The following is a 13,919-nucleotide window of genomic DNA, read 5'->3' on the forward strand; positions in this document are numbered from 1 at the left end:
CTGTCATGAGGCCACATCTCACGACCTTATCGCTGACGACCCGTCCGCAATTCACCCAACCCAGCCGTAGAACGGACAGGCGGGTCCCGACGCAATTCAGACCTTGACCCCACACCACTCTCAGCGCCCTTGATGGTGATGACTCACGAACTCTTCCGCGTAATCCGCCTGCTCGAACGGGATCAGGTCCACTATCGTCTCGACCGTCATCGCGACGACAGCATCATGGTCACGGCGACCCTGGTGGGCGAGCGGATCGAAATCGACGTGTTCGAGGACGGGCACATCGAATACTCTCGCTTCCACGGGAACGAGGATGTGGAGGGCGACGTCCCCCTACTCGAAGCGCTGCTGTGCGAGGGCGGCAAGGGGTAATGAACAGCCGCTACCGACCCATTGCGGACGTAGGCACTTCGCCTGAAACTGCTCGCATGGCCGAGCAGTCGAAACCTCCCGTCAATGCCGTGGTGCGCGTTCCAGCCGTCACTATCTCCCGAACGTCGATGGAGGCGACAGTAGGCCCCCTTGATCGGTTCGAGGCATCCAAGGTGAGCGGCTTCAACTACGCTCAGATCGGCACGTCCGAAGACTGCGCATGGTCAGACGTGCTCGCTCTCATTGAACGGGTCGGTCCAGCATTGCTGGGGCACGTCGAGCGCGGAGAGGTTGGGCGGCCGTCCCTAGACGTTGCCTTCTTCGTCCAGGAGGATCGCGTGACTGCTTCGTTGCTCGTGCCGAACGACGTGGTGGCAGCGATTGGTCGCTTCGGTTTTGACCTAGAAGCGTCGGCCTATCTCGCGAGTGACTGACGACCGCTTTCCCACTCTTCTCGGACGTTCAGGGATGAGTACCAAGCGTCGAATGTCCACCGCTCGGAATCGGAACGGGAGCGTGGGGGCGATCCTTCAAGACGACATGTCGAACGGAGAGACTGACCGGCGGACGCCTCGACTTTGACATCGGGCACCGGCTCGTGTCATCGGGCCGCGATGACGATGCCGGCCCGTCCCACCGGTGAGGCGGGCTCTTGCGGGGAACGGCGGGTCGACCTTGGCCGTTGGCAGGGACGTCGGTCCTGTGCGGGCGCGCGATCCGATCCCGCGTCGCGCCATCCCGCATCGACCCTCGCGACGGAGAAAGAGTGGCAGTGAGTGTCCTCGTGAACGGGGGCGAGTGTGGTGCGCTGATCGAGGCCATCGATTGGTCCGCGACTCCCCTCGGACCCTTCGCCTCCTGGCCCGCGTCCCTCCGCACGCTGACGGGGATGATGGTCGCCGCGCGCCAGCCCATGTTCGTCACATGGGGGCCGGGGCAGGTCGTCCTCTACAACGATGCCTATGCCCGGCTCATGGGCGCCAAGCATCCGGCCGCCATGGGGCGGCCCATCGCGGAGGTCTGGTCCGACATCTGGAGTGACCTCGCCCCCATCGTGGCCGATGCCTATGCGGGACACTCCATCCAGATGGACGACGTCGCCTTCGTCATGGAGCGCAACGGCTTTCCCGAGGAGACGCATTTCGCCTTCTCCTACACGCCTGTGCGGGAGGAGGACGGCACCGTCGCCGGCTTCTTCTGCGCCTGCACCGAGACCACCGGCCGGATCGGTGCCGAGAGCCGGCTGCGGCAGAGCGAGGCCGAGGTGCGGGGCGTCCTCGACGGGATGGGCGAGGGCTTCCTCCTGCTCGACCACGATTTCCGGGTCCGCCGCATCAACGCGGAGGGCCTGCGCCTCGACGGGCGCCCCTCGGAGGCGATCCTCGGCCGTCACCTCCTCGACGTGTGGCCGGATGCCGAGCGGATGCCGACCTGGCCGCTCTACCGCCGCGCCATGGCGGAACGGGCCTCGGCCGAACTCACCTACCGCCACAGCTCGACGCAGCGGGACATCTGGATCGAGGTCAGGGTCTATCCCTCCGGCAGCGGCCTCTCGGTATTCTACCGGGACGTCAGCGGGCGCCGGGCGGCGGAGGAGGCCCTGCGCGAGCGCGAGGAGCGCCTGCACCTCGTCATGGAGGGCGCGCGCGATCACGTGGTCCTCACCATGAACCCGCAGGGGATCATCACGAGCTGGTCGGCGGGCGCCGTCGAGGTGCTGGGCTGGACAGCCGCCGACGCGCTGGGCCGTGACGGAGCGATGATCTTCACAGCCGAGGACCGGGCCGCCGGCATCGATGCGGCGGAACTCGCCGAGGCGGTGAACCAGGGCCGCGCCGATTCGGAGCGCTGGCACCGGCGCGCGGACGGGATGCCGGTGTTCCTCGCCGGCTCCCTCCACCGCCTGCCGCCGGACCTGCAGGGCCGCTCGCCCGGCTTCCTCCGGATCGCGCGGGACGAGACCCAGCGCAGGGCGCAGGCCGAGGCGCTGACGGAGAGCGAGGCGCGGTTCCGCAACATGGCCGACCACGCCCCCGTGATGATGTGGGTGACGATTCCCGACGGGTCCTGCATCTACCTCAACCGGCGCTGGTACGAGTTCACCGGGCAGACCGAGGCGGAGGCCCTCGGCCTCGGCTGGACCAAGGCGACGCATCCCGACGACGAGGGGCTGGCGGCGGACACGTTCCTCGCCGCCAATGCCGCGCACGAGCCCTTCCGGGTGGAGTACCGCCTGCGCCGGGCCGACGGCACCTATCGCTGGGCCATCGACGCCGCGACCCCGCGCTTCGGCACCGAGGGCGAGTTCCTCGGCTATGTCGGCTCGGTCATCGACATCGACGAGCGCCGGGAGGCGGAGGAGCGCCTGCGCCAGAGCGAGGGGCGTTTCCAGGCCATCGCCGATTCCATCGACCAGATGGTGTGGTCGACCCTGCCGGACGGGCACCACGATTACTTCAACCAGCGCTGGTACGATTACACCGGCGTCCCAGCGGGCTCCACCGACGGCGCGGGCTGGAACGGCATCTTCCACCCCGACGACCGGGACAAGGCCTGGACGGTCTGGCGCCATAGCCTGGAGACGGGCGAGCCCTACCATATCGAGTATCGCCTGCGGCACCGCTCCGGGCAGTACCGCTGGGTGCTGGGGCGGGCGCAGCCCGTGCGCGACGCGGACGGGCGGATCGTGCGCTGGTTCGGCACCTGCACCGAGATCCAGGAGATCGTGGAGGCCCGCGAGGTCCTGGCCCGCTCGCGGGCCGAGCTCGAGTGCGAGATCGCCGAGCGCATCAAGGAGCGCGACCGCATCTGGACGCTGATCCCCGACCTCCTGATGTCGGGCACCCTCGACGGCCGCCTCCTCAACGTGAACCCGGCCTGGACCGAGGTGCTCGGCTACGACGAGGCCACCCTGCTGGCGACGCCGTTCTGGGAGGTCATCCACCCCGATTTTCTCCCCCACAGCGCGGAGGCGGTGGAGGCGATGCGGCAGGGCCGCACCGTACGGCACCAGAACCGGGTCCGCACGGCGAACGGCGAGTATCGCTGGTTCGATTGGGTCAGCGCGCCCGTGGGCGAGGTGTTCTACGCGGTGGCCCGCGACATCACCGACGAGAAGGCCCGCGAGGCGGCCCTCGCCCAGACCCAGGAGGCCCTGCGCCAATCGCAGAAGATGGAGGCGGTGGGCCAGCTCACCGGCGGCATCGCCCACGATTTCAACAACCTGCTCACCGGCATTTCCGGCAGCCTCGAATTGCTGCAGACCCGCATGGCGCAGGGGCGGCTGATCGAACTCGACCGCTACATCAACGCGGCGCAGGGCGCCTCGCGCCGGGCGGCGGCCCTCACCCATCGGCTCCTCGCCTTCTCGCGGCGCCAGACCCTGGACCCGAAACCCACCAACGTGAACGCCCTGGTGGCGGGGATGGAGGAACTGATCCGCCGCACGGTCGGCCCGGCGGTGACGATCGAGGTGGTGGGCTCCGCCGGTCTGTGGCCGGCTTTGGTGGACCCCAACCAGCTCGAGAACGCGTTGCTGAACCTCTGCATCAACGCCCGCGACGCCATGCCGGATGGCGGACGCCTCACCATCGAGACCGCCAACAAGTGGCTCGACGGGCATGCCGCCCGCGAACGCAACCTCGAACCCGGCCAGTACCTCTCCCTCTGCGTCAGCGACAACGGCACCGGCATGACCCCGGAGGTGATCGCCCGCGCCTTCGATCCGTTCTTCACGACGAAGCCCCTCGGCGAGGGCACGGGCCTCGGCCTGTCGATGATCTACGGCTTCGTGCGGCAATCGGGCGGCGAGGTGCGGATCTATTCCGAGCTCGGCGAGGGCACGACCATGTGCCTCTACCTGCCGCGCCATTACGGTGAAGCCTCCGAGGTGGACGAGGCCGGCGCTTTCGCCGCCGCGCCGCGCGCGCAACGGGGCGAGACCGTGCTCATCGTCGACGACGAGCCCACCGTGCGCATGCTCGTCACCGAGGTGCTGGAGGAGCTCGGCTACACCGCCATCGAGGCGGCCGACGGGGCCTCCGGGCTCAAGGTGCTGCAATCGGACGTGCGCATCGACCTCCTCGTCACCGATGTCGGCCTGCCCGGCGGCATGAACGGCCGCCAGATGGCCGACGCGGCGCGCGTGGCCCGGCCCGACCTCAAGATCCTGTTCATCACCGGCTATGCCGAGAACGCCGTGGTGGGCAACGGGCATCTCGAGCCGGGCATGCAGGTGCTGACCAAGCCCTTCGTCATGGAAGCGCTGGCTGGCCGGATCAAGGACATGATCGCCTCCGGCCAGGGCTGACCTCGGCTCCCGAACCCTCGTCTCCCCTCGGGGCGGCCCGGCGCGAGGCGGCGGCGGTCTTCGCCCGCCCGTGGGAGACCGGCTCTTCGTTCCGGAGCGCTTTATCTCGGCAGTACGAGAAAAGGGCATAACTGTATTTTAAAAACTTCCAACTATATCGAATTAGCACAGTTTAATTCCGAACCTGTTCTGAGGAGATAAAGATGGCTGAGTTTCGTTATACGTTGGGCCAAAACTACGACCCCAACAGTTATGTATTAGGATATCAGGAATCCATCAACTTGGGGGCCACATCGCTCGATTTCGGCCCCGGTACGTCGGTCGAGGGATTTGAGGACAGTGGAATCCAATTAGTCTATGCCGTAAATGGTTCGAATATCGCGCCCGAGTTCCAGGTTTTCCCCCTGACGACCCAGATAGTCGGCCTCTACGGTGATTCCAGCGACTTCGATGGCGTCACGCGGGTCACCGGCGGGGATTTCGGTGACGTGTTCCGCACGGGCGACGGCGACGACGTCCTGAAGGGCGGCGGCGGCAACGATACCCTGGAGGGCGGTCGCGGCACCAACACCTTCGACGGCGGAGCCGGCACGAACACCCTGAGCTACGAGCATTTCGATACGTCCGCTGGTTCGTTCGGAATGATCATCGACTTGTCGACCGGCCAGGCCACCGATTGGTCGACTGGCACAGCCGTTGTCGATACGTTCTCGAATATCTCCAATGTTCGAGGATCAGTGCGTAAAGATGGCATAACTGGTGACGATAACGGCAACGTCATAGAAGGCGGCGCGGGGGATGATGAACTGGTCGGCGGTGGTGGCGTCGATACGCTGAGCTATGCGCATTCGGGCGGGAGCGTGAATATCGATCTCGTTCGAGAATTCGGTATTGGAGGCGACGCGGAGGACGATCGATTTACATCGTTCGAGAACGTCATCGGCAGTACGTTCGGCGATACCCTCTACGGAGACGGCGGCGCCAATACGTTGAACGGCAATGGCGGCAGTGACGAATTGTACGGGCGGGATGGCAACGATCGCCTCGTCATCGGCGACTCGCCCGTGAAGGTGGAGGGCGGCGAGGGGACGGACCTGCTCTTCATTCTCAAGGACAGCACCGTCGAGCTCAACGTCGAATCGTTCTCCGTCGATGCCAGTATCGAGAAGGTCTATGTCCGCGACGGGGCGCACCTCAGCATGTCGGGTGTCGCGGTCGGTACGAAGCTCTATTCCCAGAGCCAGACCGGCGGCAACGCGACGATCATCGGCACGGACGGCGCCGACCGCATCCAGGCCGGAAAGGGCGACGACGGCATCACCGGCGGCAAGGGCGGCGATTCCCTCTTCGGCGGCGCGGGTGCCGACACCTTCATCTTCGCCGCGGGCGATGGCCGCGACGTCATCCGCAAGTTCGACGCGCTCAACGACAAGATCGACCTCAGCAGCCTCGGTGGCGACACGGGTGGCCTGGACGTCCGGTCGTTCCACGGCGGCGACAGCACGCTCATCACCCTGACCCACGAATCCGGACCGACCGACAAGATCATCTTGATCGACGTCGGGTTCGGCGCCCTGTCGGAGGGTAGCTTCATCCTCTGACGGCCGCACCGTCTCCCGGACTGCCCGGTCGCGCGATCCCTCCCAGCGCGACCGGGCGATCGGCCATGCCGAGCGCCGTGTTCGGCAACGGTCCTCCGGTATGCAGATGCCGGCCGGCCGCATCGAGGACACGCTTGTCACCCGCCTACAGTGGGGCACAGCTTTTGGCTCGCAAGGGCTTTGTCCTGGTATTTTCAGACAAAGCCATAACTGTATTTTAAATGGTGGAGTCATATCGAAGCAGAGCGGTTTTAGCACGAACCTGTTCTGTAGGGGCTCAAGATGGCTCAATTTCGTTATACGATGGACGGCGACTACGATCCCGAAAATTTCACTATAGGATATCAAGAACCAATCAACCCGGAGGCCAGGACGCTCGATTTCGGCCCTGGTAACGTGGTCGATGGCTATGAAGAGTTCGAAGATTCTCTCGTATACTTCTTGGATGGGCCGGGGATTGAATATGAGTTCCAGGTCTTCCAGCTGTCGACCCAGATGGCTGGCCTCTACGGCGATTCCAGCGACTTCGACAAAATCACGCGGGTCACCGGCGGCGATTTCGGGGACGTGTTCCGCACCGGCGACGGCAACGACGTCCTGAACGGTGCCGGCGGCAACGATATTCTGGAGGGCGGTCGCGGCATCAACACCATCGACGGCGGCACGGGTACCAACACGCTGAGCTACGAGCATTTCGATGCGCCCACCGAAGACGGCTCGGGCGGGGTCGGGGTCGATATGAGGACCGGCGAAGGCTACGATTATGGTAGCGACAAACAACAGGACTTCTTCGTTAATATTGTCAACATTCGCGGATCGCAATATAACGATGGGATAGATGGTAACACCGAGAACAATGTCATCGAGGGTGGTGCGGGTGCCGACTATATGACCGGTGGCGGTGGCGTCGATACGTTGAGCTACGCGCATTCCACCGAGGGCGTGACTGTCGATCTCTCTGGACAAGACGGTCTCGAGGGCGACGCGGAGGGGGATCATTACCTGGGGTTCCTAAGCGTACTTGGCAGTACGTCGAATGATGTCCTTAGTGGAACCGGCGACGCCAATACGCTGAACGGCAATGGCGGCAACGACGAATTGTACGGCCGGGGCGGCGACGATCGCCTCGTCATCGGCAACTCGCCCGTGAAGGTACAGGGCGACCAGGGGACGGACCTGCTCTTCATCGCGAGGTTCGGCAACATCGAACTCACCGACGAGTCGTTTGCCAGCATCGAGAGGGTTTATGTCCGCGACGGGGCGTCCCTCACCATGGCGGGCGTCGATATCGGCACGAAGATTTATTCGCAGAGCCTGAACGATGGCTCCTCCAAGATCGTCGGCACGGACGGCGCCGACCGCATCGTGGCCGGCAAGGGCGGCGACGTCATCACCGGCGGGAAGGGCGGCGATTCCCTTTTCGGCGGCGCCGGTGCAAACATCTTCGAGTTCGCCTCGGGCGATGGCCGCGACGTCATCCGCAAGTTCGACGTGACCGAAGATGCGCTCCACATCGGTCTCATCACACAGAGCATGGATGACGTGAAGATCGGATCGTTCCACGGCGAGGCCAATACGATCATCACCTTCACGAGTGACACCGGAGCCTCGAACAAGATCATCCTACTCGACGTCACGGCCGATTCCGTGACGGAAGGCAGCTTCCTCTTCTGAAGTCTGCCCAGTCCTCCGGCCTGCCCGGTCGCGCGATCCCAGCGCGACCGGGTTATCGCCTATGCCGAGCGCCGCTCTCGCGAGCGCTGGCGCGTCGAGGCTATCTTCTGCCGCCTCAAAGACTTCCGTCGTCTTGCCGCCCGATACGACGGCTGGCCCGCAACTATGCCTCTGCCGTCATCGCCTTCCGGAGCCGATCGAGGCCGAACCATAGTCGGGACAATACTGCATTAATTCACTATTTATTTATAGCTATAGAATATTCAATTCCCTAGACGCTATTCGCGTTAAGTCGCGTCTCCATAAATCAATCTATAAGCCGAAGAGCGATCCAATGGCCGAGATCAGATGTTCATATACAGATTCGTATGCCGAAGATAAGAGTGTCCCTCTCGAACTGAGCCGCTTCGCGTATAATGGAGTTGATTCTTCTTACAAAACGGTACTCGATAGCTTTTTTGGTCTAGGTTTCTACAATAATAGTGCATTGGCCAGCTATATGGTTCCTTCCACGGTATCAATGCTCAGTCTGTACCTTGATTTCTCTGATAACAAAGCTGACGTAAATTTCGATGGCGGAACGCAAGGCGACGTTCTGCGGGGCGGCCTCGGCGACGACGTCCTGAACGGCGGCGGCGGCAACGATATCCTGGAGGGCGGTGGCGGCATCAACACCATCGATGGCGGCGCCGGCACGAACACCCTAAGCTACGAGCATTTCGATGCGCCTACCGGAGACGGTTCGGGCGGGGTCGACGTCGACTTGAGGATCGGCAAAGGCTATGATTTTGCAAGTGAAAATCAACAAGACATCTTTATCAATATTGCCAACATTCGCGGATCGCAATATGACGACGTCATAGCTGGCAGCGTCGAGAACAATGTCATCGAGGGGGGGCGGGCGCCGACTATATGACCGGTGGCGGTGGCGTCGATACGTTGAGCTACGCGCATTCCACCGCGGGCGTGACTGTCGATCTCGCTGGAAACAGCGGCCTCAACGGCGATGCGCAGCAGGATGCTTACTTTGGATTTCTGAATGTAATCGGCAGTACGTCCGGCGATACCCTTTACGGAGACGGCGGCGCCAATACGCTGAACGGCAAGGGTGGTTCCGACGAATTATACGGGCGGGATGGCAACGATCGCCTCGTCATCAGCAGCTCGCCCGTGAGAGTGGATGGTGGCGAGGGGACGGACCTGCTCTTCGTAAATAAAGGCAGTGTCGTCGTCCTGACTGACGACTCGTTCACCAGCACCGCCAGCATAGAGAAAATCTATGTCCGCGACGGGGCGTCCCTCACCATGGCGGGCGTCGATATCGGCGCGAAGATCTATTCGCAGAGCCTGACCGGTGGCGGCTCCACGATTGCCGGCACGGACGGCGCCGACCGCATCCAGGCCGGAAAGGGCAGCGACGTCATCGCCGGCGGCAAGGGCGGCGATTCCCTCTTCGGCGGCGCGGGTGCCGACACCTTCATCTTCGCCGCGGGCGATGGCCGCGACGTCATCCGCAAGTTCGACGCGCTCAACGACAAGATCGACCTCAGCAGCCTCGGTGGCGACACGGGTGGCCTGGACGTCCGGTCGTTCCACGGCGGCGACAGCACGCTCATCACCCTGACCCACGAATCCGGACCGACCGACAAGATCATCTTGATCGACGTCGGGTTCGGCGCCCTGTCGGAGGGTAGCTTCATCCTCTGACGGCCGCACGATGATCCCACCTGTCCGGTCGCGCGATCTCCACGCGACCGGACAGGCGGGTCGAGCGTCTCTTTATTGCGCGCGGCGCGACAGCGACACGGCGTAGGCCGGGGAGCGGATCGCGAACATCGGGTCGTCGGCCGGGCCGGCGATGCCGGCGGGGAGGTCCACCACCGGATCGAAGGTGGCCGCGTCGCAGGTGGCGTCGGGCTCGAGAGCCGTGATGGCGAGGGTGCCGAGCGTCGTGCTCTTGCGGTTCTCCTCGGGCCACAGAGCGGTCGGGTCGGCGGTGGGGTCGCCGGCCTCGCCGTGGATCGCCACCAGGGAGAAGCTGGCCGGCCCCTTGGCCAGGCGCTCCTTCAGCTCGTCGGCATAGAAGCTGTCGGGCTTGGCCTTCAGCTCCTCGTCGGTGAGGCCGAGCTGGCCCGCATCCGCCACGGTCTTCAGCTTGACCACCTTGGCCTCGCCCTTGGCGTTGGTGAGCGTATAGGCGTGGACGCCCCAGTAATCGACGCCGGCAAAGCTCGCCGGGACCGGGCGCGCATTGAGCCAGGCCGCCTGTTTCGTGGTCTCCGGGTTGGCGGCGGCGAAGGCCTTGACCTTCTCGGCATCGGGTTTGCCGTCGGGGCCGGGCGCGCGGACGGAGACGAAATCGAACAGCTGCTGCGGCGTCCGCGCCGAGAAGACCGGCGCGGAAATGATGACGAGGACGAGGTCGCCCGCCGGGTCGCGCAGGCGCAGGGAGAAGCCCCGCGTCACCGGCTTGGCCTTGTCCGAGATGCCCGGGTTGCTGCCGCCCATGGAGAAGCGCGCGGTCACCGGCACGGGTTTGGCGAAATGCGGTGCCTTCGACAGCCCCGCCGCCTCGGCCGAGGGGGTGAACTGCCCGGTGAGGCAGACGCCCTTGGCGCCGCTGGCCCGCACGCCGGGCTTGTTGCCGCCGGCCACGAACTGGCCGTTGACGATGGCGGCGGCATCGGCCTCCTCGGCTCGGACCGGAGCGGCGAGGGCGAGCGCCATGGCGCAGCCGGTGGCGACGATCGAGACTTTCATGGCGCTGTTTCCCCCGGCGCCCGGCTCGCATCGGCATGGGCCGGCGAATCTCGATGGCGCACAATCGAATTGTAATACCTACAGGGTAACGGGCGCGTGACAAGAGACCGGTGCGGCGGGCTTCAGCCTTCGGCCTCGGCCCGGACGCGGTGGAACACCTCCAGATGCGCCGGCTCCGGCGGCGCGCCCCGCACGCGGGCGAAGGCGAGGCGGAAGAGGTCCTCCGGGTCGCGTTCGGAGAGGCGCACGAGGGGCGCCGCCTCGACGGCCTCCGCCACCGGATCGGCGGCGGGCGCCACGCGGGTGTCGACGATGCGCACGGGAAAGCCGTCCGCGATCCGGTCGACCTCGGCCCGGTGGCCCGGCCCCAGCCCCTCGCGGGCGAGGCGGACCTGGATGTAGGGCCGCTCCTCCATCGGCAGGGCCGGGTCGAGGTCGAGGGCCTTGAGATGGTCGGCGAGGTCGGAGAGCCGCATGTCGCCGCGCGGCGGCAGGCGCAGGAACGGGACCGGGCGCGGGATCGGGATGTGCTCCACCCGCGCCGGTCCGTCGCCGAGGGTCACGAGGCTGACCCCGTGGATGTAGGGCTGCTCGGTGGCCGAGAGCGGGATCAGCGAGCCGGAATAGCGCACCATCCCGCCGCCGATGGTCTGGGCCTTGTGGAGATGGCCCAGCGCCACGTAATCGGCCTCCGCCGGAAACACGTCCGGCGGCACGGCATGTTCGCCGCCGACCAGGATGCGGCGCTCGGCCCCCTCCGATTCGGTCCCCCCGGCCACGTGCAGATGCCCGGTGAGGAGGAGCGGCAGGCCGCAGAGATGCGGCGTCGCCGCCTCCATCACCTGGGCGTAGAGGGCGCGCACGGCCCGGACGATGGGCGATCCCTCCTCCCGGCGTAGGGGCGGCAGGCAGGCGGCGGTGGGATAGGACACCGCCAGGATCTGGGCCGCCACGTCGCCGTTCCTCAGGACCGGCACGAGATGACGCTCGATGGACACGGAGCCGTCGCGGCGGCGGACATTGCCGATGACCCGGACCCCGATGGCCTCGAGGATCGGGCTCGGCGCTTCGAGGCGCCCGGCCGCGTCGTGGTTGCCGGCGGTGAGCACGATGGTCATGGCGGGGCGCGCCCGGTGCAGGCGCACCAGCACGTCGTAGAGCAGCGCCTGCGCCTCCCCCGACGGGTTCTGGCTGTCGTAGACGTCGCCGGCCACCACGAGGGCGTCGACCTCGTGGCCGACGACGATGGCTTCGAGATGGGCCAGCGCCCGCGCATGCTCGTGGGCGCGGGAATAGCCGCGCAGGGACTGCCCGATATGCCAGTCGCCGGTATGCAGCACGCGGATCACGTCATCGCTCCCACCTCGCCCGGACATCGCCCGTGCGGGCCGGGGCCTTGTAGCGCGCCGCCGCCACCGGTCCTACCCGGCGGCCCGCCTCGGCTTGTCGCAGAGAGGCTTAACGGCAGACGGTCACGGTCTTGACCACCCAGCCTTCGCCCGCCTGCCACAGCTTGCGGCGGCTGCGCCCGCACCGGAGCTCGTCCGGCTCGGCCGAGGTCCAGGTGACGGCGGGCGCCTCCGTCGACGGGGTCTCGTCGGCGGCGGCCTCCTTGGCGGGGGATCCGGCGGCGGGCGCCGTCTTGGCCTTGCCCGTGTTGGCCTTGACCGTCCGCGACCGCTTGGCGGCCGTCTTCCGGGAAGAGTCGACGGCCTTCGCCTTGGCCGTCGACCACGAGGGGACCGGCTTCGGGCCGGCCATGGCCGGGCCGGGCCCGGCGACGAGAAGCCCGAGGGCGAGCGCCAGGGCTGACGCGCCAGAGCGTGCGAACGAAGAGATCGGCACAGGATTCGTCCGTCTTCCAAGGATTCGATGGTGTTGAAATACAGAGACCTATGTCGATGCGAACAGAGGTTTTTGCAATCGCAAGACTCGATGAAATCCCGACATCTCCCGCTCATTCTCGCGCCATGATGAAAGGTCCGTCGCCGGGCCGGCCTCGTGCCTGCCCGGCGACCCCACCCGGCCGCAATGCTGATGAGCGACGGGCCGGCGTGACGCCGGCCCCCGGGCTTGCTAAGTCACCGCACGATCTTGGCTTTAGTCCTCGCGCCCTGGCGAGGGGCCCATCCTCGAGTACCCCATGTCCGAACGCTCCGAGCCTGAACACACCGAGTCCGAACGCGTCATCTCCGAACGGCCCGTTCTCCCCGTCAGCCGGCGGACCCTGCTGAGCGGCGCGGGCGCGGCCCTGGCCCTGGTGGGTTCCCCCCTCGCCGCCCTCGCCCAGGTCCGCGGCCGGCTCTCCATCGAGTCGGAGGACGGTTACGGCCCCTATGACGACGACCGTCTCTACCGGGACGAGGCCGGGCGGCTCTACCGTCGGCGGGGCGGGCGCTACGAGCCCTATGGCGAGCGCACGGCCGCCCCGCGCTTCGAGGACGATCCCGACGCGGATCCCTATGCCGATCCCAATGCCCGCCGCCGGGCGCAGCAGCCGCCGCCGGCGAACCAGGGCAACGCGGTGGCGCGTCCGGTGGATGACGGGCCGATCGACTACGCCAAGGCCTATGCGGCGATCACCGACGAGCCGTTCCCGGTCCATGCCTTCAACTGGCGCAAGGCGAACCCGGTCTTCCTGCGCCAGGAGATCGCCTATACCGGCCGCGAGCCCCCCGGCACCATCGTGGTCGATCCGCGCGCGCACCACCTCACCCTGGTCCAGCCCAATGGCCGGGCGCGGCGCTACGGCGTCGGCGTGGGCAAGCAGGGCTTTTCCTGGTCGGGCGTCTCGACGGTGAATTCCAAGCAGATGTGGCCGGATTGGTATCCGCCCAAGGAGATGATCGCGCGGACGCCCAAGCTCGCCCGGTCGGTGACCCAGCTCCAGAGCGGCCTCGGCGTGCCCGGCGGCTCCCGCAACCCGCTCGGCGCACGGGCGCATTACCTGTGGCAGGACAACAAGGACACGCTCTACCGCATCCACGGCACCCTCGAGCCGGAATCCATCGGGCTCAGCGTCTCGTCCGGCTGCATCCGCATGATCAACCAGGACGTGATCGACCTCTACGGCCGCGTCGAGATCGGCACCCGCGTCGTCGTTCTGACCTGAGGCCGCCCGTCCCCGGCGGGCACGGCCCGCCGGGTTCTCTTTTCGTGAATTCGGGCAGATAGGGCGATCCCCGGGAGGCTCCCTCGGG

General features: G+C 66.1%; 11 protein-coding genes and 1 pseudogene. 9 read left to right on the forward strand and 3 right to left on the reverse strand.

The annotated features are described in order from the left end of the window. Window positions 1-138 precede the first annotated feature (138 nt). The 8 genes and pseudogenes from A3OM_RS0122505 to A3OM_RS24535 all read left to right on the forward strand — a co-directional run bounded on the left by A3OM_RS0122505 (window position 139) and on the right by A3OM_RS24535 (window position 9,666). On the forward strand, window positions 139-375 hold the full coding sequence (locus A3OM_RS0122505; protein WP_018046058.1) for a hypothetical protein: 237 nt from the start codon (window positions 139-141) through the stop codon (window positions 373-375). A 56-nt stretch (window positions 376-431) separates the two neighbouring features. Beyond that, a complete protein-coding gene (locus A3OM_RS0122510) occupies window positions 432-809 on the forward strand; it encodes a hypothetical protein (protein ID WP_018046059.1) in 378 nt (125 codons plus the stop codon). Between the two features lie 338 nt (window positions 810-1,147). Next, the gene (locus tag A3OM_RS0122515) at window positions 1,148-4,684 is read left to right on the forward strand and encodes a PAS domain S-box protein (protein ID WP_018046060.1); all 3,537 of its coding nucleotides are present in this window, start codon (window positions 1,148-1,150) and stop codon (window positions 4,682-4,684) included. A 203-nt stretch (window positions 4,685-4,887) separates the two neighbouring features. Continuing rightward, complete coding sequence (locus A3OM_RS0122520) at window positions 4,888-6,285, forward strand: calcium-binding protein (protein WP_245257817.1); 1,398 nt, start codon at window positions 4,888-4,890, stop codon at window positions 6,283-6,285. A 282-nt stretch (window positions 6,286-6,567) separates the two neighbouring features. Beyond that, window positions 6,568-7,959, forward strand: coding sequence for a calcium-binding protein (locus A3OM_RS0122525; RefSeq protein WP_245257818.1), 1,392 nt, complete (start codon window positions 6,568-6,570; stop codon window positions 7,957-7,959). Between the two features lie 66 nt (window positions 7,960-8,025). Beyond that, a pseudogene (locus A3OM_RS25975) lies at window positions 8,026-8,147 on the forward strand (IS5/IS1182 family transposase); the annotation flags it as partial. Window positions 8,148-8,293: 146 nt separating this feature from the next. After that, the gene (locus A3OM_RS26480) at window positions 8,294-8,875 is read left to right on the forward strand and encodes a hypothetical protein (RefSeq protein WP_245257819.1); all 582 of its coding nucleotides are present in this window, start codon (window positions 8,294-8,296) and stop codon (window positions 8,873-8,875) included. Beyond that, window positions 8,872-9,666, forward strand: a complete 795-nt coding sequence (locus A3OM_RS24535; RefSeq protein WP_018046064.1) for a calcium-binding protein — start codon at window positions 8,872-8,874, stop codon at window positions 9,664-9,666. Before A3OM_RS26480 ends, A3OM_RS24535 begins: the two co-directional genes overlap by 4 nt. 72 nt (window positions 9,667-9,738) lie before the next feature. On the opposite strand, the gene A3OM_RS0122535 is transcribed toward A3OM_RS24535, so the two are convergent. From A3OM_RS0122535 to A3OM_RS0122545, 3 genes are all read right to left on the reverse strand, one after another. After that, complete coding sequence (locus A3OM_RS0122535) at window positions 9,739-10,719, reverse strand: catalase family peroxidase (RefSeq protein WP_018046065.1); 981 nt, start codon at window positions 10,717-10,719, stop codon at window positions 9,739-9,741. Between the two features lie 122 nt (window positions 10,720-10,841). Next, window positions 10,842-12,068: an exonuclease SbcCD subunit D gene (locus A3OM_RS0122540; RefSeq protein ID WP_018046066.1), complete on the reverse strand. Its 1,227-nt coding sequence runs from the start codon at window positions 12,066-12,068 to the stop codon at window positions 10,842-10,844. A gap of 109 nt (window positions 12,069-12,177) precedes the next feature. Further along, window positions 12,178-12,564 (reverse strand): hypothetical protein, encoded by a 387-nt coding sequence (locus A3OM_RS0122545; RefSeq protein WP_018046067.1) that lies wholly within the window; start codon window positions 12,562-12,564, stop codon window positions 12,178-12,180. 298 nt (window positions 12,565-12,862) lie between these two features. On the opposite strand from A3OM_RS0122545, the gene A3OM_RS0122550 reads away from it, so the two are divergent. Further along, window positions 12,863-13,831, forward strand: a complete 969-nt coding sequence (locus tag A3OM_RS0122550; protein ID WP_018046068.1) for a L,D-transpeptidase — start codon at window positions 12,863-12,865, stop codon at window positions 13,829-13,831. The last annotated feature ends 88 nt before the right edge of the window (window positions 13,832-13,919 follow it).

The organism is Methylobacterium sp. 88A (genome assembly GCF_000376345.1).
GTDB lineage: Bacteria > Pseudomonadota > Alphaproteobacteria > Rhizobiales > Beijerinckiaceae > Methylobacterium > Methylobacterium bullatum.